Origin of the sequence: Hymenobacter negativus, assembly GCF_017571495.1 — a bacterium.
Taxonomy (GTDB): domain Bacteria; phylum Bacteroidota; class Bacteroidia; order Cytophagales; family Hymenobacteraceae; genus Hymenobacter; species Hymenobacter negativus.
This window is the reverse complement of sequence record NZ_JAGETZ010000003.1, coordinates 500,754-518,119: the sequence shown is the minus strand read 5'-3', so window position 1 is coordinate 518,119 and position 17,366 is coordinate 500,754. Positions and strand designations below refer to the sequence as shown.

General features: G+C 60.3%; 28 protein-coding genes. 17 read left to right on the top strand and 11 right to left on the bottom strand.

Going from position 1 to position 17,366, the window contains the following annotated elements; translation table 11 throughout:
* Positions 1-8 precede the first annotated feature (8 nt).
* The 11 genes from J4E00_RS09105 to J4E00_RS09055 all read left to right on the top strand — a co-directional run bounded on the left by J4E00_RS09105 (position 9) and on the right by J4E00_RS09055 (position 7,017).
* Positions 9-1,127 (top strand): hypothetical protein, encoded by a 1,119-nt coding sequence (locus tag J4E00_RS09105; RefSeq protein ID WP_208174827.1) that lies wholly within the window; start codon positions 9-11, stop codon positions 1,125-1,127.
* 78 nt (positions 1,128-1,205) lie between these two features.
* Entirely contained in the window at positions 1,206-2,099 is an 894-nt protein-coding gene (locus J4E00_RS09100; RefSeq protein ID WP_208174826.1) for a hypothetical protein, read from the top strand.
* The gene (locus J4E00_RS09095; RefSeq protein WP_208174825.1) at positions 2,096-2,497 is read left to right on the top strand and encodes a hypothetical protein; all 402 of its coding nucleotides are present in this window, start codon (positions 2,096-2,098) and stop codon (positions 2,495-2,497) included. The genes J4E00_RS09100 and J4E00_RS09095 overlap by 4 nt, the downstream gene beginning before the upstream one ends.
* Positions 2,484-3,722, top strand: a complete 1,239-nt coding sequence (locus J4E00_RS09090) for a hypothetical protein (RefSeq protein ID WP_208174824.1) — start codon at positions 2,484-2,486, stop codon at positions 3,720-3,722. The genes J4E00_RS09095 and J4E00_RS09090 overlap by 14 nt, the downstream gene beginning before the upstream one ends.
* Positions 3,723-3,726: 4 nt before the next feature.
* Positions 3,727-4,266: a hypothetical protein gene (locus J4E00_RS09085; RefSeq protein WP_208174823.1), complete on the top strand. Its 540-nt coding sequence runs from the start codon at positions 3,727-3,729 to the stop codon at positions 4,264-4,266.
* A 101-nt stretch (positions 4,267-4,367) separates the two neighbouring features.
* On the top strand, positions 4,368-5,315 hold the full coding sequence (locus J4E00_RS09080; protein WP_208174822.1) for a hypothetical protein: 948 nt from the start codon (positions 4,368-4,370) through the stop codon (positions 5,313-5,315).
* 104 nt (positions 5,316-5,419) lie between these two features.
* Complete coding sequence (locus tag J4E00_RS09075; protein ID WP_208174821.1) at positions 5,420-5,722, top strand: hypothetical protein; 303 nt, start codon at positions 5,420-5,422, stop codon at positions 5,720-5,722.
* The gene (locus J4E00_RS09070; RefSeq protein ID WP_208174820.1) at positions 5,719-5,922 is read left to right on the top strand and encodes a hypothetical protein; all 204 of its coding nucleotides are present in this window, start codon (positions 5,719-5,721) and stop codon (positions 5,920-5,922) included. The genes J4E00_RS09075 and J4E00_RS09070 overlap by 4 nt, the downstream gene beginning before the upstream one ends.
* Positions 5,922-6,338 carry an HNH endonuclease gene (locus tag J4E00_RS09065; protein ID WP_208174819.1) on the top strand — a complete coding sequence of 139 codons (417 nt, stop codon included), beginning with the start codon at positions 5,922-5,924 and terminating at the stop codon, positions 6,336-6,338. The genes J4E00_RS09070 and J4E00_RS09065 overlap by 1 nt, the downstream gene beginning before the upstream one ends.
* A gap of 26 nt (positions 6,339-6,364) precedes the next feature.
* Positions 6,365-6,610: a hypothetical protein gene (locus J4E00_RS09060; RefSeq protein WP_208174818.1), complete on the top strand. Its 246-nt coding sequence runs from the start codon at positions 6,365-6,367 to the stop codon at positions 6,608-6,610.
* A gap of 2 nt (positions 6,611-6,612) precedes the next feature.
* Complete coding sequence (locus J4E00_RS09055) at positions 6,613-7,017, top strand: hypothetical protein (RefSeq protein WP_208174817.1); 405 nt, start codon at positions 6,613-6,615, stop codon at positions 7,015-7,017.
* A gap of 64 nt (positions 7,018-7,081) precedes the next feature.
* Here J4E00_RS09055 and J4E00_RS09050 read toward each other — a convergent pair whose 3' ends face one another.
* On the bottom strand, positions 7,082-7,627 hold the full coding sequence (locus J4E00_RS09050) for a hypothetical protein (RefSeq protein ID WP_208174816.1): 546 nt from the start codon (positions 7,625-7,627) through the stop codon (positions 7,082-7,084).
* 125 nt (positions 7,628-7,752) lie between these two features.
* Here J4E00_RS09050 and J4E00_RS09045 point away from each other — a divergent pair, with 125 nt between their 5' ends.
* The 6 genes from J4E00_RS09045 to J4E00_RS09020 all read left to right on the top strand — a co-directional run bounded on the left by J4E00_RS09045 (position 7,753) and on the right by J4E00_RS09020 (position 9,939).
* Entirely contained in the window at positions 7,753-7,944 is a 192-nt protein-coding gene (locus tag J4E00_RS09045; protein WP_208174815.1) for a hypothetical protein, read from the top strand.
* Positions 7,945-8,065: 121 nt separating this feature from the next.
* Entirely contained in the window at positions 8,066-8,236 is a 171-nt protein-coding gene (locus tag J4E00_RS09040; RefSeq protein WP_208174814.1) for a hypothetical protein, read from the top strand.
* Between the two features lie 3 nt (positions 8,237-8,239).
* Positions 8,240-8,716, top strand: a complete 477-nt coding sequence (locus tag J4E00_RS09035; protein ID WP_208174813.1) for a VirB3 family type IV secretion system protein — start codon at positions 8,240-8,242, stop codon at positions 8,714-8,716.
* Positions 8,717-8,720: 4 nt separating this feature from the next.
* The gene (locus J4E00_RS09030) at positions 8,721-8,933 is read left to right on the top strand and encodes a hypothetical protein (RefSeq protein WP_208174812.1); all 213 of its coding nucleotides are present in this window, start codon (positions 8,721-8,723) and stop codon (positions 8,931-8,933) included.
* A 328-nt stretch (positions 8,934-9,261) separates the two neighbouring features.
* The gene (locus tag J4E00_RS09025) at positions 9,262-9,447 is read left to right on the top strand and encodes a hypothetical protein (protein WP_208174811.1); all 186 of its coding nucleotides are present in this window, start codon (positions 9,262-9,264) and stop codon (positions 9,445-9,447) included.
* Between the two features lie 12 nt (positions 9,448-9,459).
* Positions 9,460-9,939: a hypothetical protein gene (locus J4E00_RS09020; protein WP_208174810.1), complete on the top strand. Its 480-nt coding sequence runs from the start codon at positions 9,460-9,462 to the stop codon at positions 9,937-9,939.
* Positions 9,940-9,977: 38 nt separating this feature from the next.
* Here the strand turns inward: J4E00_RS09020 and J4E00_RS09015 are convergent, their stop codons facing one another.
* The 10 genes from J4E00_RS09015 to J4E00_RS08970 all read right to left on the bottom strand — a co-directional run bounded on the left by J4E00_RS09015 (position 9,978) and on the right by J4E00_RS08970 (position 17,325).
* Positions 9,978-10,160, bottom strand: a complete 183-nt coding sequence (locus tag J4E00_RS09015; RefSeq protein ID WP_208174809.1) for a hypothetical protein — start codon at positions 10,158-10,160, stop codon at positions 9,978-9,980.
* A gap of 27 nt (positions 10,161-10,187) precedes the next feature.
* Positions 10,188-10,712: a hypothetical protein gene (locus tag J4E00_RS09010; RefSeq protein WP_208174808.1), complete on the bottom strand. Its 525-nt coding sequence runs from the start codon at positions 10,710-10,712 to the stop codon at positions 10,188-10,190.
* A 53-nt stretch (positions 10,713-10,765) separates the two neighbouring features.
* A complete protein-coding gene (locus J4E00_RS09005) occupies positions 10,766-11,047 on the bottom strand; it encodes a hypothetical protein (protein WP_208174807.1) in 282 nt (93 codons plus the stop codon).
* Between the two features lie 86 nt (positions 11,048-11,133).
* Positions 11,134-11,571, bottom strand: a complete 438-nt coding sequence (locus J4E00_RS09000; RefSeq protein WP_208174806.1) for a phage virion morphogenesis protein — start codon at positions 11,569-11,571, stop codon at positions 11,134-11,136.
* Positions 11,564-11,779, bottom strand: a complete 216-nt coding sequence (locus J4E00_RS08995) for a hypothetical protein (protein WP_208174805.1) — start codon at positions 11,777-11,779, stop codon at positions 11,564-11,566. The genes J4E00_RS09000 and J4E00_RS08995 overlap by 8 nt, the downstream gene beginning before the upstream one ends.
* Positions 11,776-13,245 (bottom strand): phage minor head protein, encoded by a 1,470-nt coding sequence (locus J4E00_RS08990; RefSeq protein WP_208174804.1) that lies wholly within the window; start codon positions 13,243-13,245, stop codon positions 11,776-11,778. The genes J4E00_RS08995 and J4E00_RS08990 overlap by 4 nt, the downstream gene beginning before the upstream one ends.
* A 56-nt stretch (positions 13,246-13,301) precedes the next feature.
* Positions 13,302-14,828: a DUF935 family protein gene (locus tag J4E00_RS08985; RefSeq protein WP_208174803.1), complete on the bottom strand. Its 1,527-nt coding sequence runs from the start codon at positions 14,826-14,828 to the stop codon at positions 13,302-13,304.
* A 4-nt stretch (positions 14,829-14,832) separates the two neighbouring features.
* On the bottom strand, positions 14,833-15,321 hold the full coding sequence (locus J4E00_RS08980; protein WP_208174802.1) for a phage protein Gp36 family protein: 489 nt from the start codon (positions 15,319-15,321) through the stop codon (positions 14,833-14,835).
* A 2-nt stretch (positions 15,322-15,323) separates the two neighbouring features.
* Positions 15,324-16,847, bottom strand: coding sequence for a hypothetical protein (locus J4E00_RS08975; protein WP_208174801.1), 1,524 nt, complete (start codon positions 16,845-16,847; stop codon positions 15,324-15,326).
* Complete coding sequence (locus J4E00_RS08970) at positions 16,831-17,325, bottom strand: ArsR family transcriptional regulator (RefSeq protein ID WP_208174800.1); 495 nt, start codon at positions 17,323-17,325, stop codon at positions 16,831-16,833. Before J4E00_RS08970 ends, J4E00_RS08975 begins: the two co-directional genes overlap by 17 nt.
* Positions 17,326-17,366 lie beyond the last annotated feature (41 nt).

Below are 17,366 nucleotides of genomic sequence, written 5' to 3'. Positions count from 1 at the left end.
CCCACACCATGAACCACTCTAAAATCGCCCGTTACTACAAAGCTGTTGGGTACGCTAACCTTGCATGGTTGAAAGCTGCCGCTGATTACCAGCCTGAGTATAACACCATTGAATATCGCGTAGAGTCGCTGCTAGCCGACGAGGCAACGGGCGGTGCTGACTACCGCACTGACTGGCGGCAGGGCATCACTTTTAAGAACATGGACGATGATACCATTCGCCTGGATAAGCGGGGCGAACGGCAGTACGAGCACCTAGAAGCCCGCACCCTTCCCATGCGTGTCTATCAGTGGGCCGTGGGCCAACTGCACGAGCCCGAAGCCTACGGCGGGGTTTACGCCGCACTGAAGGAAGCGCACCCAGGGCATGACGTGTGGACGGCTCACGCCATGCAATACCCGCCGGCTGACAGCACGGAAAAGGCCATCGGTGTACTCGCTTTTGGCATTGAGGATGATTTTGCCGTGGTGCTGCGCGGACTGCGGGCCTACCAGCGCAAGCAAGCCAAAGCCACGAAGAAGATAATGGCGCAACTTGCCGTCTACCACGCGACCGAGCTACAACGGCAAGAGTTGGACAAATTACGCCAGGGCCACTGGCTGGGCGCCGATAAGGCCCTCACCACCGCTCCCCGCGTGAATGACCCTAACGTGCCCTTTCTGGGCGATATGGCCCTGACCCCTGAGCAACGCAGCCGGCTGCATTACTGGGCCGTGCCCGAAGGCAAGCACATGAGCGCCGCCTTCCCCGCCGGTACCGGCATCGCCTTGAAAGAGGTCACCAGTGGCAAGGAGCTGATTGATGGGGCGGTGTACCTGAGCCAGACGACCTGGGGCAAGCCGGGGGATGCTCACTACGGCCATACCATGATACTGGGCCGCCTCGATATGTCGAAGAAAAGCTACGGCTCGGTGCCCCTGCGCTGGGATGATGAGCCTGAGCGTCCCCTCAATGTAAAGGCTGAGTGGAAAAAGAAGGAGGATGCCGACTACGAGGTGAAGCTCCTACAGGTAGTGGCCTACACCACCCGCGCCGAGCAAGTAGCCCCGGTCATGGTGGCCGAGACGCAGCCAATGCGCCCAGCGATGCGCAGCAGCAAGAAGCGGGCGCTGCAAGCCGCCGCCTAGCAGACCCAGCCAGCGAGATGGTATTAAAACTCAATACCATCTCGCCACTAGGCCGCTCACCGCTTCTCTCTCTCCCTCGTGACTTACCTGGATTACGTCATTTTCTTTCAAAAGCTGGACAGCGCGAGCAAGTTCTCGCCCGGTGCCACGCGGCTATATCTGAAGCTGCTATATGTAGCTAACCTAATAGCTGATGGTGGCCCGTGGCCGGCGCAGTTCGGCAAGTCCAACCCCGAAATGGTGGGGCTCTGCGGAGGGGCCGAGAATTCATTCAGGGGCTACCGAGACGAACTGGAAGAGCGTGGGCTCATCGCCACCGCGCCCGGCGGCCAGGGCCCGAAAGCCGTGACCATTTACCAGTTGCTCTCAGGCAAAAAGGGTGCAAATTCTGAACCCTCTAAGGGTGCAAATTCTGAACCCTTAGTCCTGAAAGAGGGTGCAAATTCTGAACCCTCAACGGCTAAAAATGACGCTAAGGGTGCAGATAAGGGTGCAGGAAAGGGTTCAAATTTTGAACCCCCTATTATATATAAAGAAGAAGAAGAAGAGAAGAGTAAAGGCGCGGCTCCCGCCGCTTCACCCGCTCGCTCTGCTGGTAAAAAGTCATCGGTGAAAAAAGCCGGTGCCACCCCCGAAGAGATTGCCGCCCTTGAATTGCCCCACCCTGGCGAAGAGTTCGCCAACCTGTGGGCCATGTTCCTCACTGGCTCGAAGCAATCCGGCAAATCCCTGAACGCTCACCGCATGGCCTTGCTGAAGCTGGGCCGCAAGCCCGAAGCCTTCGCCATCGTCATGCTCGAAGCCGCCATTCAGGGCGATTGGTCAGGCGTCGAAAATCCCGGCACCGCCCGCGCCTTCGAAGAATGGCAGGTCCAGCAGGCCAAAGCCCCGGCCCCCGTGGCCACTCCCACCACTTCCTACAACACGGCCGACCTCTTCGCACGGAAGGCCCCAGCCCCTGCTACTGTATGAACCTCCCAAGTAAAACCGCCCTGGAAGATTCCGAGGCGCAACTCCAACACGCGGCCACCAAGCTGGGCCCGCTCATTGAAATGCTCCAGCTGCGCACTGAGAGCCAGCCCGCCGACCCGGTGCAGTGGCCCCGCTACGAAGCCGACCGCGCCCTGCTCAGTGCCATGGGGCACTACTTCGTCGCAGTAGATAATCTGGCCCAGACCCACGGCCAGCAGGTGCGCGAGATGCGCAAGGAGATGAGCGCCGCGCAAATGCGCTACACCCAAATGGGCATTGAGCGCGACTACTACAAGACCGAATTGCAGCAGGCCAATAAGCGCTACTACGCCAACCTCGACCTCTTCACTACCCTTCAAACCACGCTGCAAAATCGTCTCCCCAATGCAACCGCGTAGCTTCAACCCAATGGCCGCCCAGCCATCCGCTGGCCCCGCACCGATGCCCCGCGCCACCGGCCGCGCCCGTGTGCAGCCCGCTGGCACCACTACCGCCAAACAGGCCCCAGCCAAGCGCGACGCCGCGCAGGCCCTGCTTGACCCGGCCGACGTGCTGGCCAAGATGATACACGCTTGGCACACGCTGGACCCCAACGGCTCGCCCACCCACTTCCCCACCATCGCGCAGTATTGGTCGTGGATGCTCGGCGAGGTGAGCCTTGTCACCGGCTGGCCCGGCTCGGGTAAGAGCTGGATTATGCTCTTTCTCATGCTGGTGAAAAGCCGGTACGACGGGTGGAAGTGGGCGCTGCTCTGCCCCGAGAACATGCCGGCCCGCAAGCTGGTGAATATCCTGGTGCAGATGTACGTCGGGCAGACCTGCAACCCGAAGTACCACCGGATGAGCTTTGAGCAGTACGAAGAGGCCGCCAAGTGGGTGCTGAAACACTTCTTTATCATCAACCCGCGCGAGGCGGAAAACCTGGCCGATGTGGCGGGCGTGATTGCCCACTGCAAAGAGGTGCACGGCATCAACGGCTACCTGATTGACCCCTGGAACTCGCTGGGTGACAGCCTCACCGACTACGGCGGGCGCGAGGATGAGATGCTGAAGCAGCTACTTGGCTACCTCTGCGACTTCACCGAAGACAACGAACTGTGTGGCATTGTCTGCGCCCATCCATCGGGCGATGCCCGCCCCAAACCCGGCGCGGAGCTCATCGTGCCCGACCAGTACAAAGTCAGCGGCGGCCGAATGTGGGGCAACAAGGTGGATAACGTGATAGTCATCAACCGGCCATACTACGAAACGGACCCCACCGATACGGCCGTGGACTTCTACGTGAAGAAGGTGAAGGAACAGCCCGAAACCGGCTTTCCCACCCCGCCCGGCGGCGTGCGGCTCCATTACAGCCGGGGCAGCTACCGCTACACCGACCCGGTGCTGGGCACGATGTCCAACCCGGTTTCGCCCCTGGATGAGAAGCCCCGCCAGCTCTACGAGGCCTACGGCTGCAACGACCTGGCCCGCATCGTTTCCGAGAAAATACCACGCAAGGATGGCCGGGACATCGCCCCCGATGGCTTCGCACCCCTTACGGCCAGCAGTGATTTTGACGCAATCCCGGCCGATATGCTGCCTGGTGGAGCTATGACTGTCCGACTGCCTCACGCCAACGAATAATCCAATGACACGCGGACTTACCCTAGAACTCGCTCAGCAGGCCGATGCGATGGCCCGCAGCTACCACCCGCAGTTTTACGCCTCGGTGCATGAGATTGTGGCCGACCTCCCCACCCTTGGCTCATACATCGGCGGGCTTCATATCCGGCGGGCCGTAAAGGTTTGGTTCCCTGACGGGGAGCAGGTGTTTAATCTGGTGTACTGCGAGCACGCTGGCAATGACGAGGCCCTGCTAGACGAACTGCAAAAAGGCCTCAACAAGTGGGCGGCCATGGAGCAAGCTCCCGAAGATTCGCTCTCGGTGACGCAGGCCGAAACCGAGCGCCTCTTGCAGCTGGTGAACCATCCGCTGACCGCGCCCGCCGACCGCCGGGCCGTGCTGGAAAAATTCATGCGCTGGCACAACCGCCGCGAAGGCCGCGAACTGGCCGCCTCGCTCACGGCCAGGATTGAGGCCCGCAGCCCCGGCATCCTCACCGGCCGGGGCTGGATGCCCCACGGCCCGGCTGAGCCCAAGCCCAGCCCGCATCCTTTTGCTACCTGAGATTACGAAACGCAATGTCAGCCAATCGGCCCAAAAGTGGGCCGATTAAAAATCACCCAGAAGGGAAAATCAAAACCATTCACCACAAACCACTTACCACCATGCGCTTCCGCATTTTTGAACACATCGTTTCGGTCGAAGAAGATATGCCCCTGTGCAATCTGGCCCACCTCTTCAATGGCTACATGGACCGCCTGCACTCGTTGGAGGTGGCGGCCTACCCGCAGGAAACCCTTGGCGAGTTCCACCGGCTAACGGTTGCCCCTTCGGACTGGCGAATAAAGCGCAGCCCGGCAGACCGCGAGAAGGCCGAAGTTCTACGGGCCGCCCAAGAACAATTTTACCTCCTGTCGGTGGTCAATAGCTCGCTACACGACTTGCATCTGTGCGTAGTGGGTGCCTGCAACGCCCTGGGCGAGTTCTTTACCAGCTTCGACGGTGACCTGCACCGCTACGCCGTGGAGAACCGCCTCCGCCGCATTGCCGAGTTCGTGCCCGGCACCGAGGACGAATTGGCCGAAGCCATGCACCCCGCCGACCTAGCCGACTACCTGGCCAACTGGGAACCGGGCGAACCGGGCGGGCCGTGGAAGCTGATACACAAGGAAGATGCCGAGAGCCTGGCCCCTTACACGCTGCTGGCGGAAATCGGCCACTACTTCGCCCCGCTCTGCGAATACCGCACCATTGAGCGCATCGGCTCGACGCTGCCCGATGAATGGGACTACTTCACCGAGGTGGTGCGGGAGTGCTCAGCCAACCATCTCAAGACCAGCCAGCTGCCCGAGGCGGCCGGGGTGTACCGGAAGAATGCCGCCGGGGAGTACGAGCAGCAATCCGTAGCCCAGCGGGTAGAAAACGAGCTAAACGACGGCATGAAGGACCGCCGGGTGGCGGGTTGGTTCCAGCAGATTATGCACCGCCTGCAGTACGTGGCGGGCCTCTCCGTGATGCTCACCGACGCAGCCAGCTACCGCGAGCTATCCGACGAACTGCTGACCATTCGGGACTGCACCGGTCTGCGCGATACCGCCGCCGCAATCGCGTAAAAATTTACGCGATTTCAATCTACTGATTTTTCAGTACATTACAAGATGCTGAAAATCAGTAGATTGAATTAATCCGAAATTTCGGTAAAATTCCATCTAACCCAATGCCCCGCCGCACCACCGTTGCCCGAGTAGATGCCAACCAGCCCGCCGTAGTGGCGGCGCTGCGCGGCATCGGGGCCTCCGTCCTGCACCTGCACACGCTGCCCAACTGCTTTGACATCCTCGTGGGCTTCCGCAAGCGGGACTTCATCATGGAGATAAAGGACGGCAGCCTGCCCGAGAGCAAACGGCAGCTGACCGAGGGCGAGGCCAAATTCCGCGACGAGTGGCGCGGCGGCACTTACCACATTGTCACCACACCCGACGAGGCAATTGCCATCGTCACCGCCCCCGAATCGAAATGAAGCCAACACTACGCCCCGCTCGCTCAATTGGTCAAACCCGAGCCGAGAATGCTGCTACCCGCCATGCCGCCAAAGGGTTGCCCCCAAAGCAGGCACCCGTGGCCCGCATGAAAAGCTGCGACGAATGCGACATGCCCATTTCGGCCACCGAACACGCTTACAACGGCGGACTGTGCTCCACCTGCTGCATTGGGAACTAATGAAGCGAATCCGCCGCCTCATTCGCAAAACATGCCCCCGCACCGGTGGCCACTGGTTTGTCGGTGCGCGCATCCCCTGGGTGAAAGCTACGGCAGCCATTGACAACTACACGCCGCCCGCCCGCCATGATACCGAGCGCAACAGCCCCCGCCGGGTAGCCAGTCGCAGTATGCTGCCCGAGCCCACCCCGCGCTTGGCAATGGACGACCCCGAACGCGCCGCGCTGTATGCCGAGGTGCGGGCCGTGGGCCGTTGCGCCAACTGCGGGAGTCGACGGCAGCTCACCGTTGACCACATCATACCCCGGGTGCTGGGCGGCGGGAATCATCGGGCTAATCTGCAATGCCTGTGCAAGCGCTGCAATAAAGCGAAGGGGCTGGGCATCTGGGCACCCGAGATGCGCCGGGCCGCCTGATTCACACCTTTTACACCTTTTACACCATGATTGACCCAATAGACGCTGCCCTGCTGGCGGAGCATGAAAAACCCCAAAGCAAGCCCTACCGCACGTCGGGCTACACGGTGCGCGAGTTCGCCGCCCTGCCCATTGCCCGCCGCCTGGCCATCGATGCCGAATGCAGCCACCGCGCTGGCCTCGTGTTCACCACGCACCCGCACAAGGCCGGCCAGCCCTACACCGTGGGCCGCGTCCCAGCCCGTAATCGCTTCCCTCAACGCGCACGCTAACCATGCCACTCGTTACTCCTGTATCTCGCGCCTGGGACTTGCTTTTTGATTTTCCTGCCTTGCGTGCCACGTTGGACGCGCTGCCCGGCTACACCTTTCCCGGCGCAGCGCGGGCCGCTCTGCTGGCACAGTACGGGATGAGTGAGGCCGATTTTACCAGCGTGCTCGATAGGCACCGCCGGCTGCGCATCAACCACGGGCGGCGCGGACCTTATGGCCCCCGCCCCCGCAATGGGTGGGACTTGATTGTGGAACTGCCCGAGCTGCGCACCCTGCTGGATAAGGAGCGCGAAAACCCTGTGCTGGATGCCCTGACGCTTACCCGCCGCCGGGAGCGCTTCCGCCTCACGATGCCCGAAATGGTGAACCTGCTCCATGCCCACGCAGACGCATGGAGCAGGCCATGATTTAACGATTGATAAACTTATCAAACGAGCCCCTGACATGCGGACCCCTTACACCCCTGACATTTCACTTCTCAGCCCGCCGTAGGCGTCGCACCATCGCGTCGACTTCGGCCTGTGGAAAGTAGCCATCCGGCTGGGTCAGCCGCTGCGCCTTGACCGGGTGAATCTGGGCAAATAGGGCGTGTTGCAACCACCGCCGCACCCGTTCGGGGTCTGCTGCTGCCTCAGCCGGTAAATGAAGGTGGAGCCAGTCGTGCCGCCTCCGCCCTTCTAAACGCACGCCACCATCACGCCCATACGCCAGCAAAATGCCCCAGCCCGCGCCCTGCCACCAGCCCCACTCCTCGGGGTAGTCGGAGAGCACCGCCAGCTGGGACGGATGGAAAACCTGCACATGCCGCCCGCCCTCGTGTACCAACTCCACTTCGGCCGGGATGCCATAGGCCTCAAGCTTCAGGCAGCGCCGGGAAAAGCCCACCACGCGCCACACGTAGCTCCGCTCCAGCCACTCGGGCACTTCGCGGTCATAGGAGGGCAGGTGCAGCCAGCTGTCAGCATAAATGCGCTGATGCCGGGCATCCACGAAGCCGGTAAACTTCTGTCGGGGCATGGTCGGGTGGGATTGGTGAAACAGGTGAACGGCAAGCTACCAGATTAATTATAACGGCCTCAAAACCGAGCCAAAAACTCCGACAAACTCCGAAAATCTTACGCCCACTTTCTGCACTCGCCGCCATGCAATACAGCCTCGATTTCTCCCGCCCACGCCGCCCCTATCAGTACCACAGCTGCGCCCTCGTCAACCGCCTGCGCGAGCTTCGGCCCAACCACACCGCCGGCCAGCTCGCCACGCTGCTGGGCCTCAGAAGCGCCCGCCACGTCCGCGACCTGTGCGCCACCTACGGCATCCGGAAGCGGCGCCCGTAGTCGGCTCACTTCTGAGCCCACCGCAAGCTCGGCAAATGAAACCCGCATTTTCTTGCCCTTCATTAAATAAGGGAGGAATTTCGAAGCCTCAACAACCGTTTCAATCGCCGAGCCCTGACGTATGAAAAACTGGAAAATATGGCCTTTTTTGCTGGCCTGTGCCCTCATCCTCACCTGCACCGTGGCCAAGGTGCCCGAGAAGGGAAATAAGCGTTTCTACGGCTTCGGCCTGGCGCTGCTGGCCTTCCCTGTCGTCCCGCTGGTACTCGGTGGCTTCAGCCGCAAAAAGTAGCTTATGGTAGCGACGCTGTACCTCATTTTTGCCGCTGCCAGTGCTTTCGTGGAGGCCGTACTCTACGCCCGCCGCGGTGCAGAGTCCTTTACCCTGAATGAGCATGTAGTAATGGGCGTGCAGCGCGCTGCCGTGGTGCTCATCGGCCCGGTGGCGCTGCTGCTTTACCACTGGACCGGCTCGGCCTGGTACGTGGCCACCGAGCCGCTGCCGGCGCTGCTGCTGTTTCCCCTGGTGCACGATGAGGCCTACAACTTTACCCGGCTCTGGCTGGCCTGGCGTGAGCATGTAGACATGCCTTATCCAAGTGGTGGCTCCGCCCTTGACCGCATTGCCCTGCGCAAAGCATGGGACCAATACACCTACGGCTACCAGTCGCCCACTACCACCGCCCGCAACGATTTCAACGGCCGCCAGCGCACCTGGCTGGCCATCCTGGGCCTCGTGGCTTGGGCTACTGCTGCCTACTTTCTGCTTTAATCCCATGTGCCCCGCCGCCAGAACGCGCAAAACCAATACCCAGAAACGGCACGACCGCATCCGCCAGGCCTTCCGTGAGCGCTACACCAACAAGCCCCGGCCCCGGCTCTACAGCCGCGAGTACGTCATCTCGCAGCTGGCCGATGAGTTCTGCCTGAGCATGGCCACGGTGGAGGGCATTATCTGGACGAAACCCGAAGAAGCTAAAGCCGCATGAGTGGCCTGCAGAAAGGGTCAGAGGTCGCTCAAATAAAAGGGCCCAGACGGCATTCGTCATTAGAACTTTTTAGGTGTGGATAACTTTCTTCAAGAAGTATTTAGGCGACCACACTATAAGGAACGCGTGCGTGCGCGCGCTCGTTTGATGAGTCCATACGGAAGGCGTCAGGACAATACAAGAAAAAAGTCCGGAATTTATCCACATACCGCCTTTATGCGTATGTTTACACGGATTTAGGCAAAGCGTAGGGGTACTGCGCCTGTCAAAACCACTCTTTTGGGCACCTAAAAACCTGCCTTTCACGGCCAAAAAAAACATCGCCCTTATGAAAAACATGAAAAGTATGAGCGACAGCGCCTTGTCGCAGCGCTCAAGTAACCACAAATTCGTTTCTGCCCGCCAGTACCTCAGCATGTCTCCACAGGAGAAAAGCAAAATTGGAAGCAGTCGCGTAATTGCCCCTAAGCTGGGGGATGCCTCGTTTGGCAGCATTGAACTGAACTATAAATAGCCTCCCCCCTTAATGTCTACCAACAACCGGGGCTTACAACAAAACCGGCCTTCTACTCCTCAAGCTCCGGTACAGGTAACGCCTGAACTGCTCGACCAGTTTATTACCAATCAAGGCAAGCAGATTGATAATGAAAGACGGGAGCAGGAGATAAAGCTGAAAGAGCTTGAGTATAACGACCGTTATGCTCAAGCCGCTTTGCAAGCCCAAGTGAGTGACCGTGCGGATGCGCGACGCCACACCTTGGATATGAAGAAGCTTCGGTACAACAAATACACAACGGCAGGTATCGTAGTCGCTGTGTTAGGAGGAGGGTCGCTGATAGGACTTACAGCTTTCGGACACGCGGAGTTGGCAGAACTTATCATCACCAAGATTGGCCCGCCAGTTGTAACCGGTGTTCTCGGTATACTTGGTGGCTACTCAGCCGGTCAACAAAAAGGCCGGAAGCAAGCCCAGGATGAACAAGCAGAAGCCGCTGCAGCTAAATAAAAAATCCCCGCTGACATTTGTCGGCGGGGATTTTTTATTTAGCGCTGCAGGACAAAGACAAATGTTACTCTGCTCTTTGGCCCTTCTGTTACAACGCTATGTACGTCTTTCACAAAGTATCCTTCCTTTAAGGTCTTGCTTACCTCGGGGAAATCGAATTCAGTTAATTCCTTATCCGTAAAGGTTGGAGCGACAACAACTGTGATTACTTTTTGCGCCATGGGATTCAATGTGGTTAAAGTGAGCCCCTAAGGTAGCACAAACGCCGGCCGGCCCGCCTGCTCCAGCCCGCTCACTGTCTCAGTAGCCCCATCATACCCGCCCGAGTCAGTGAGCAGCACCTTGTAGCCCATCGAATACACCCACACCCCGGGCAGCTGGCTCACCTCCTTGCGCGAGTAGGTCCGCACCAGCTTGCCGAATGCGCCGGCGCCATCGAAGTGATGCAGCGCCGCGTGCACGTCGCCCAGCAACTCCAGCTTCGCCAGCGCCGCGCCGCGTTGGCTGCTGCGCTGGTAGCTATCGGCCACCACGCGAATGGCCAGCGTGACGCGCACCTGCGCATCGCCGCGCTGGATGCCCTGGCCGATGTCGTGCCAGTCCACCTCGTCAAAATCAATCAGCACCACGCCGGCGTCGAAGGGCAACGGGTATTCCTGCTCCAGTGCGTCGGGGTCGAGTTGGCCTTGGTCGAGGTCGACCCACCCCAAATCGGGTATCTGGTCGGCGATACGGTCGGCGAGAATGGCGTACACGGGGGCGAAAGTGCTCACGGACTTTATGGGGGGCTAGTTGATGGAGTTAGTCAATGGAGCTGGTTTGGCAGCTAGTGCATTTCCACGATGAAGCGCACCACGCGCATGTCGTTTCTGTGCATAAACTCCCGATACGTTACCTTGAAGCGCTTCTTTTCATTAGACAGGCGAATAAAATCATTCTCCGCAGGCAGCACGCCAAAGCGCTCGCGTATCTGGCGAAACTCGGAAGCCAGTTGCTCAATAATTGCGCCCCTGCTCGTGCCATGCTTTAAAGAGTACATCCCCCAAACGGGGCCAGTAATCTCAATAGTTGCCGCCAATTCTTCCAGGTAAATGCTATAATCATCCATGGTATTTAGCGGCTGACACAGTGAGGTTTCAAAGGTACCGGCGGTACGCCTCCAATATTGTCGTTTTTGGCGACATTTAAATGGAGCTACCTGCTCAGGAGCGAAGTTATGCCGGCCGCAATCTTACGGGTCAGCTTCTCCTTGCCCTTGCGGCCCAGGGTGATGTACGGCCGCGGCTTCAGCCCCCGGTCGTTGCCTTCCTGCTGGGCCTGTGCGTAGGCTTCTGATGAGCCCACCGTAACGCTGCTGCTGCTGGTGGCCACAATCCGCACAGACCGCCGCAAACGGCCCGACTTGATGAGTATAGCCCGCTGGCGAGGGTTGGGCTTGCGTTTGCCTTTGCGCGTCGTGTAGTCGACGTTTTTACGGGGTGCCCAAGACACCACCGTGCCATTGTCGTTCTCGTAGCCCTGCCGGCGGAAGTTCTCGGCCGACTCCTGCACTACAACGCGTCCCATCTCACGCGGCACCGTTTTCAAGTAGCCGCGCAGGTTGCTGCCGAAGCGTTCCAGGTCGTTAGGCATGAACGGGCAGGGGGTGACGCTCGCGCCAGGCGGCGCGGTGAGGGTCCAAATCGGCCGACGTGAGGCCATACATCATCAACACCTCTGCCGCCTCCATGCCATTGTCCAGGTCGTCCAGTGCAGCCCAGATTTTGGCCTGCCGCTCCATATCGGCCGGCAACTCAAACTCGGGAATCATGGCCATGGTGATGTTTTCGCCGGTCTTCATTTCTTGGGCTTTTTCGGTTTGGGCGGCGCGTTCAAATACCTCTCAAAGATAGCGGTTTGTTCTTCGTTTTTCAGGTCTAATTGACCATGCCACGAGCTACCTAACAACAAATCTTTGCCGTGTTCCGTGCGCGCCCATTTCCAGATTGGGAACGGCTCACGGGGCTTGTTAGCAATGTGGGTACTGAGCTGCTTCTCGTAGAAGTCGAGCGCACCGGATGGCACCACGCCAGCAGCCCGCGCCCCTTCCAGCAACTCCTGAAGCTCGGCCATTTTAGTGGCAGAGAAACCGACTCTTGCCCAGACGTACCCGCCGGCATCGAGCGCCGCATGCACGCGGATGGTTTGCACGCCCACCGCCTGGTATTGCTTGTACAGCGCTTTGTTCACCATCTGCGAGAATCCGCTGCCCTGCATGGCTTCGGGCAGGTCAAGCAGTTCGTGAACGGCGTGTAGCTTGCCCTTCTCCAACACAATCAGGCGTTGCAGTAGTAGCGTTTCGTTACGGGTTTCTGCCATATAGTCAAGTTTCAGCACGGTATTCTCGCCGCCCTTGCCGCTCTTGATGAGCCACCGCGGATTATCCCACTTGAATCGATACTTTTTGGCTACGGCTTCCATATCTGCCGCGAGCTGGGGCAGGTCGGCCCCGGTCAGCACCCGGGCGTTTTCGATGATGGCTGCCGCGTCGACGCCGCCCTTCACCGTAATGCCCATGGCTTGCAGCTTCTGCAGGTCCGCCGCATCGAAGGGCGCCGGGGCCTTGGGCGGTGGCGGGGTGGTGCTGGCCTTAGCGCGGGCGTTGAGCTTCTTGGCCACGCGCTGGGACACATCGAAATAGGGATGCTCTGGGCCGAACACCTCGCCCGTTTTGCCCGCGTTGGTCCGGAATTCCTCGGGCACCTTTGGCAGCCCCTTAATCTCAGTGGCGGGGGTTACGGGCGTGTCGTCATCAACCTCGACCGTATCACACCTGCAACCCCAGTCACAGGGTGGAAAATGCGAATCCCAAAACGCATCATCTTTTGGGCGCACGATGCCATCATAAATGGCGTGGTCGTGGCGCACGCGGTCATCGCCGGCCGTATCGTAGCGCAGCAGGCTGCCCGGCGCGAAATCGGCCCACTTGCTGGCCATCTGAGCGGCGGCAATGGCTTGCTCGTACTCGGTACGGAGGTAGCGGACGTTGTATTGGTCGTTTACCTCCAGCGCATCGGCGCGGAAATCAGCGAAAGGTCGAATGTTGCCCTCGGCATCGGTCAGCTTCTCGCGCATCGCCTGCTGCACAGCGTAGGTTTTGAAGCCCGAAAACCGCTGCACGTTGGCGCTCAAGTACTGGCGCAGCTTCGGGTCCACGGCGTGCCAGCCCAGCGTCAGGGCCTGGTCGAAATGGTGCGTAAAGAAGTCGGCCATGCTCTCGTAAATGCTGCCATCGTCGGGCAATAGGCCCGAGTGGAGCATGGCCATGAGCCGGTCGGCCAGCTGGTCGAGGTTGAACAGGCCGGCATCGGCCCGAACGTCGGCTATTCTTGGGGCTGCTGCGCTGGGTTGGGGCGGGCCTGCCGAGTGGGGAAGGCCGGCAGGCCCTGGGGCTTTCCCGGCGGCACAGGCTCCGGCAACTCGCCCACCACGTCAGTGAGGCCGGCCATCTTCAGGGCCACCGGCAACGGCAGCCCGGCGGTGGTGGCCGCCTGCAGGACGGAAAGCTGCCCCTTTAGCTTCTGCTGCGCCTTGGCTTCGCTGTCGTCTTCTTCGGGCAGGCTCAGGCGGGCCCGGGCTTCGTTGCGGCTCACAACGCCCTCCTCGATGTGGTAGCCCAGGATGGGCGGCGGGCCTTGGCTCTCGGCCGCCCCCTCACCCGTGCCAGCTTCCGCTCCGGCCGCCGGCTCTGCCTCCAATTCCACGCCGAACGTCTCCGTCAGGTACTTGGGGCTCACCTTCAGGCCCTGCTCCAGCATGCCCTTGACGATGGCAAACATCTCGGTTTTGCCCAGTGTCTCGTTGTCGTCGAATCGGAACTCATAGCCGGCCAACGGGTAGCCGTGCAGCAGCAGGAACGGCAGCAGCGACTCATTCACCCACTCTGATAGCCAAGTAGCGTCGTCACGAGTATAGGCGTCCGCTACCCGCTCGTGCACGTTGGCCTGACTCTGGCTGCTGCCGTCGTCGGTGGTCATCGTCTGGCCCAGCACCAGCTTGCTCATCTCGCCGTTGACCCGTGCAATGAACCCATCGTAAATCTTATCGTTGCCGGTGGAGGGCGCAATGAAATCAACCTTCATCTCCGAACCCGAAAAGATGCCGTAAGCGGCCTGGCCCATCTGCGCCATCATCTTCTCCGCTGCTGCGATTTGGGCGGCGTCCATGTCCCCGCTCACGGCGCGGTAGGGCATGCCGAACATCTCGGTAAAGTCGGCCCAAGCGCTCACCACGTTCTTTTTATAGATGACGTAGGGCGAGGCCTTCAGCAGCAGGCCCAGGTCGCGCACGCCGCCCACTTCCAGAATCCACGGGGCATACTGCGGGTCGTTGCGGTAGTCGGTACCACTCACGAGGCCCGGCATCGTTCGCACAATGCCCGCCTCGGGGAAAACCAGCTGCCGGTCGATGAGCGTGGCTTTGTGAAACTGGCCATCCACGGGCGTGTCGAACTCAATCAGGCTGTGGCCCCAAAACTTGCTGTCCATGGCCAGCTCGCAGGCCTGCCGAAACCAGGGCCGCATCAGCAGCTTGGTGAGCTTCGGGTTTTCCTTGCCAAGTGAGTCCACAAGCTTGAAGGGCTTGCCCAGTACGCTGATTTTGCGCGTCTGCATGACGCTGCTCAGGTGCGCGTCCAGTACCACATCGGCGTAGATGTTGTACAGATTTGTTCTGTCCGGATAAAACACCGCTTCGGCCCGGTCCAGGGCTTCGCGCCACTTGCCCACGTCCTGGCGGATGCGGCGCACCTGCACCGGGAACGACTGCGAGGTGATGCCGTCCGGCTTGTTGGCGGCGAAACCGGCGCGGGCCGGACTGGCGGCCGCACGTAATACGTCGATGAGTGCCATGATATTAGTAGGCGTTAACTTGTTTGGGAAGGGAGCCGCCGCGTGGCAGGATGCTGTCGGGGTCGGGCGTGCCGTCCGGATTCGTAGGCGGCTCAATCGGGAGGCCGGCGCTGAGCTCGCCCTTGCGCACCATCTTCAGCCAGCTAATCACCTGGTCGTAGCGGTCCTGGCGAATCTGGGGCACGTTGCGCGGGTTCTGCCGGCTGTGCAGGTGGTAGAGCGCCATGTCCACCAGGTACATCACAATTTGCGGGTTGCGCGCATCGGCCCGGGCTGGCACTTCGGGCGTGTCGCCGTCAGCCGGTACCGCTGCCGCTGGGCCCAGCGCCGTAAAAATGGCCTCCACGTCGAAGCGGCCCCGGAGGTAGCTCTCCATTTCCACCTGCGCTGCGTAAGCCGCCGCGGTCAGCAGCGTATCGTCGCCGTCTGTGAGTAGGCCGCGTATCTCGGCACGGATTTGCAGGCCGTAGTCGGCCGTAGTGAGGAATGCCATAATTAGTAGCTGTTGGCGCGCACGGGGCGCGCAGATGAGGGCAGGGAGTCGGCCACCGCAGCCTGCGGTTTGTGGAAGCGGCGCCACTGCTCTTTGAATGCAGTGGTGTAGTAGTAGTCGTTGGCGTCGCTCGTGTGGCCGAACTTCTCGTAGCTCACGCCCGTGTTTTCGTCCTTCACCACCTCTTTCAGCTTGGTGCCATCGGGCGCTTCCTTCAGGTAGGTGTAGTCGTTGATGGTGTTGGTGCAGTTCTCATCAATGAGGAACTGCAGCCCGTCCAACTCGCGCTCGTGCACGGCCGAAATCCACTGCCCCCGGGTGGCCACCGGCGGGGCCTTGGTGATGATGCGACTCTGCGGGTGCAGGTCGGCCAGCGCTTTGAGAATGATGGAATAGTCGTTGGTGCCCTCCTCGCTGCGGGTGTCGCGCTTCTTACCGCTGGGGTCGCCATAAATGAAGAGGCTCCCCTCGTGCTTGCCAAACCGAGACTTCAGGAAGGCCGCGCACACCTTGCCGGTGCTGTTGTTGGGGTTTTCCAGGCAGATTTCCGCCAGCTGCACGTCGGTGTTGCCGTACTGCTGGTGAATGCACAGGGTATTGTAGGGAATGGCGTTCTGGTCGAACGTCAGGTGCAGCGGCAGGCTCGGGTCGTAGCGGTCGGCAAACTTGCCCACGTGCTTGGCCCGGTCAAAATGCTTGTAGAACTCCCCGCCGGCCCGTGCGAAGGGGTCGCCGAAAATGAGCATGCCGTGCCGGTCCTTGCCAATGTTGGAGAACTGGTTATCAATGTAGTTGCTGGGCAGGTTGTGCCGGTTCAGGTGGCTGGCGCTAATGGTCACCAACTTGTTGCCTACCTCCTGACGGAAATACTTGGGCGGCAGGTAGATGGTGGCCTTGATTTCGGGCTGAAACTTATCGAGGCTGAACCACTCGTTTATCCACGGCACTTTCGCCGGCGAGGTGAAGATGTAGAGCGGGTTGAAGGGCTCGGGCGTCAGGTCGCCCACCAGCTCGCCGGCTTCGTTCACGTACATGCCGGGCTGGCGCAGGCGGCCCACAATCACCTCTTTTACCGCTATTTCCTTGGTGTCCTTCGTCTCATCCAGCATCGCCCAGCCAATCTCCATGCCGTCGAGGGCCTTGTAGTTGTCGAGGCTGCCGATGTACACCACCGCGCCCCAGCTGAAGCACATGATGTTGTTGTAGCTGTCGAACTCGTAGAAGGTGGTGAAGTGCTTGGGTGGGCGCTTGCCGACCACGTAGTGCCCCTTTTTCTTCTTCTCGTCGTACTCCACAACGCCAAACTCGGCCTTCCACACCTCCCGAATCCGGAACAGCGTGGAGCGCGTGAGCTGCGAGTACGTGTTGGCCGCGATGAGCCCACGCATGCGCGGGAACGTCGACAAATAGAGGTAGGAGATGACGCCGGCTAAGTGGGTTTTGCCACTGCCTTGCCCGGCCAGGAATAGATTTACCTGCTTCCGGCTCTCTAGAATATCAAATTGAGGGTCAGAGAGGCGAATCATCAGGCCGGTAGCGAACGATTTGGGCAATGACCGGCGGGGCAGGGTTGGCTACCTCGCCGCTGTGCTCGTGCTGGGTTTTCTCACTGAAGCCCATCACCAATTGCATCCACAGCTTCGCCGCTGCCGTGTCGGGCGGGTAGTGCTCGGTGTAGTCATGGGTTTCCACAATGGAGGCCTCGCCCTTGCCCTGGCTCACAGCCATGATTTTGACGGCCGGGTGCGAGTAGCCCGTGGCCCGCTGGTAGAGCTTCATCATCACGTCGTGCGTGAGGGCCTGGTACGGGTTGGGGCTGCCGTCGCCCAGCTTCAGGCGTTCCAGATGGGCCGATACCGTTTTGTCCGACAGGCCGGTAAGGTCTACCAGCTCCTGCACGGTGGGCGTGCGCAGCTCCTTTTTAATGAAGCGCAGCACCTGCTTCCGGATTTTACCCCGGTTGCCTTGGCTGTCTGCGCGTTCTTTGTTGGGGTTGCTGGGCATAATGCAAAAGCCCTTGCAGGCGTCACGCGTGAGCCTATGGG

Bases quoted from the DNA above. Each gene is read 5' to 3' on its own strand.
- J4E00_RS09105 (WP_208174827.1), top strand. From the start codon at position 9: ATGAACCACTCTAAAATCGCCCGTTACTACAAAGCTGTTGGGTACGCT.
- J4E00_RS09095 (WP_208174825.1), top strand. From the start codon at position 2,096: ATGAACCTCCCAAGTAAAACCGCCCTGGAAGATTCCGAGGCGCAACTC.
- J4E00_RS09090 (WP_208174824.1), top strand. From the start codon at position 2,484: ATGCAACCGCGTAGCTTCAACCCAATGGCCGCCCAGCCATCCGCTGGC.
- J4E00_RS09085 (WP_208174823.1), top strand. From the start codon at position 3,727: ATGACACGCGGACTTACCCTAGAACTCGCTCAGCAGGCCGATGCGATG.
- J4E00_RS09080 (WP_208174822.1), top strand. From the start codon at position 4,368: ATGCGCTTCCGCATTTTTGAACACATCGTTTCGGTCGAAGAAGATATG.
- J4E00_RS09075 (WP_208174821.1), top strand. From the start codon at position 5,420: ATGCCCCGCCGCACCACCGTTGCCCGAGTAGATGCCAACCAGCCCGCC.
- J4E00_RS09070 (WP_208174820.1), top strand. From the start codon at position 5,719: ATGAAGCCAACACTACGCCCCGCTCGCTCAATTGGTCAAACCCGAGCC.
- J4E00_RS09065 (WP_208174819.1), top strand. From the start codon at position 5,922: ATGAAGCGAATCCGCCGCCTCATTCGCAAAACATGCCCCCGCACCGGT.
- J4E00_RS09060 (WP_208174818.1), top strand. From the start codon at position 6,365: ATGATTGACCCAATAGACGCTGCCCTGCTGGCGGAGCATGAAAAACCC.
- J4E00_RS09055 (WP_208174817.1), top strand. From the start codon at position 6,613: ATGCCACTCGTTACTCCTGTATCTCGCGCCTGGGACTTGCTTTTTGAT.
- J4E00_RS09050 (WP_208174816.1), bottom strand. From the start codon at position 7,627: ATGCCCCGACAGAAGTTTACCGGCTTCGTGGATGCCCGGCATCAGCGC.
- J4E00_RS09045 (WP_208174815.1), top strand. From the start codon at position 7,753: ATGCAATACAGCCTCGATTTCTCCCGCCCACGCCGCCCCTATCAGTAC.
- J4E00_RS09040 (WP_208174814.1), top strand. From the start codon at position 8,066: ATGAAAAACTGGAAAATATGGCCTTTTTTGCTGGCCTGTGCCCTCATC.
- J4E00_RS09035 (WP_208174813.1), top strand. From the start codon at position 8,240: ATGGTAGCGACGCTGTACCTCATTTTTGCCGCTGCCAGTGCTTTCGTG.
- J4E00_RS09030 (WP_208174812.1), top strand. From the start codon at position 8,721: ATGTGCCCCGCCGCCAGAACGCGCAAAACCAATACCCAGAAACGGCAC.
- J4E00_RS09025 (WP_208174811.1), top strand. From the start codon at position 9,262: ATGAAAAACATGAAAAGTATGAGCGACAGCGCCTTGTCGCAGCGCTCA.
- J4E00_RS09020 (WP_208174810.1), top strand. From the start codon at position 9,460: ATGTCTACCAACAACCGGGGCTTACAACAAAACCGGCCTTCTACTCCT.
- J4E00_RS09015 (WP_208174809.1), bottom strand. From the start codon at position 10,160: ATGGCGCAAAAAGTAATCACAGTTGTTGTCGCTCCAACCTTTACGGAT.
- J4E00_RS09005 (WP_208174807.1), bottom strand. From the start codon at position 11,047: ATGGATGATTATAGCATTTACCTGGAAGAATTGGCGGCAACTATTGAG.
- J4E00_RS09000 (WP_208174806.1), bottom strand. From the start codon at position 11,571: ATGCCTAACGACCTGGAACGCTTCGGCAGCAACCTGCGCGGCTACTTG.
- J4E00_RS08995 (WP_208174805.1), bottom strand. From the start codon at position 11,779: ATGAAGACCGGCGAAAACATCACCATGGCCATGATTCCCGAGTTTGAG.
- J4E00_RS08990 (WP_208174804.1), bottom strand. From the start codon at position 13,245: ATGGCCATGCTCCACTCGGGCCTATTGCCCGACGATGGCAGCATTTAC.
- J4E00_RS08985 (WP_208174803.1), bottom strand. From the start codon at position 14,828: ATGGCACTCATCGACGTATTACGTGCGGCCGCCAGTCCGGCCCGCGCC.
- J4E00_RS08980 (WP_208174802.1), bottom strand. From the start codon at position 15,321: ATGGCATTCCTCACTACGGCCGACTACGGCCTGCAAATCCGTGCCGAG.
- J4E00_RS08975 (WP_208174801.1), bottom strand. From the start codon at position 16,847: ATGATTCGCCTCTCTGACCCTCAATTTGATATTCTAGAGAGCCGGAAG.
- J4E00_RS08970 (WP_208174800.1), bottom strand. From the start codon at position 17,325: ATGCCCAGCAACCCCAACAAAGAACGCGCAGACAGCCAAGGCAACCGG.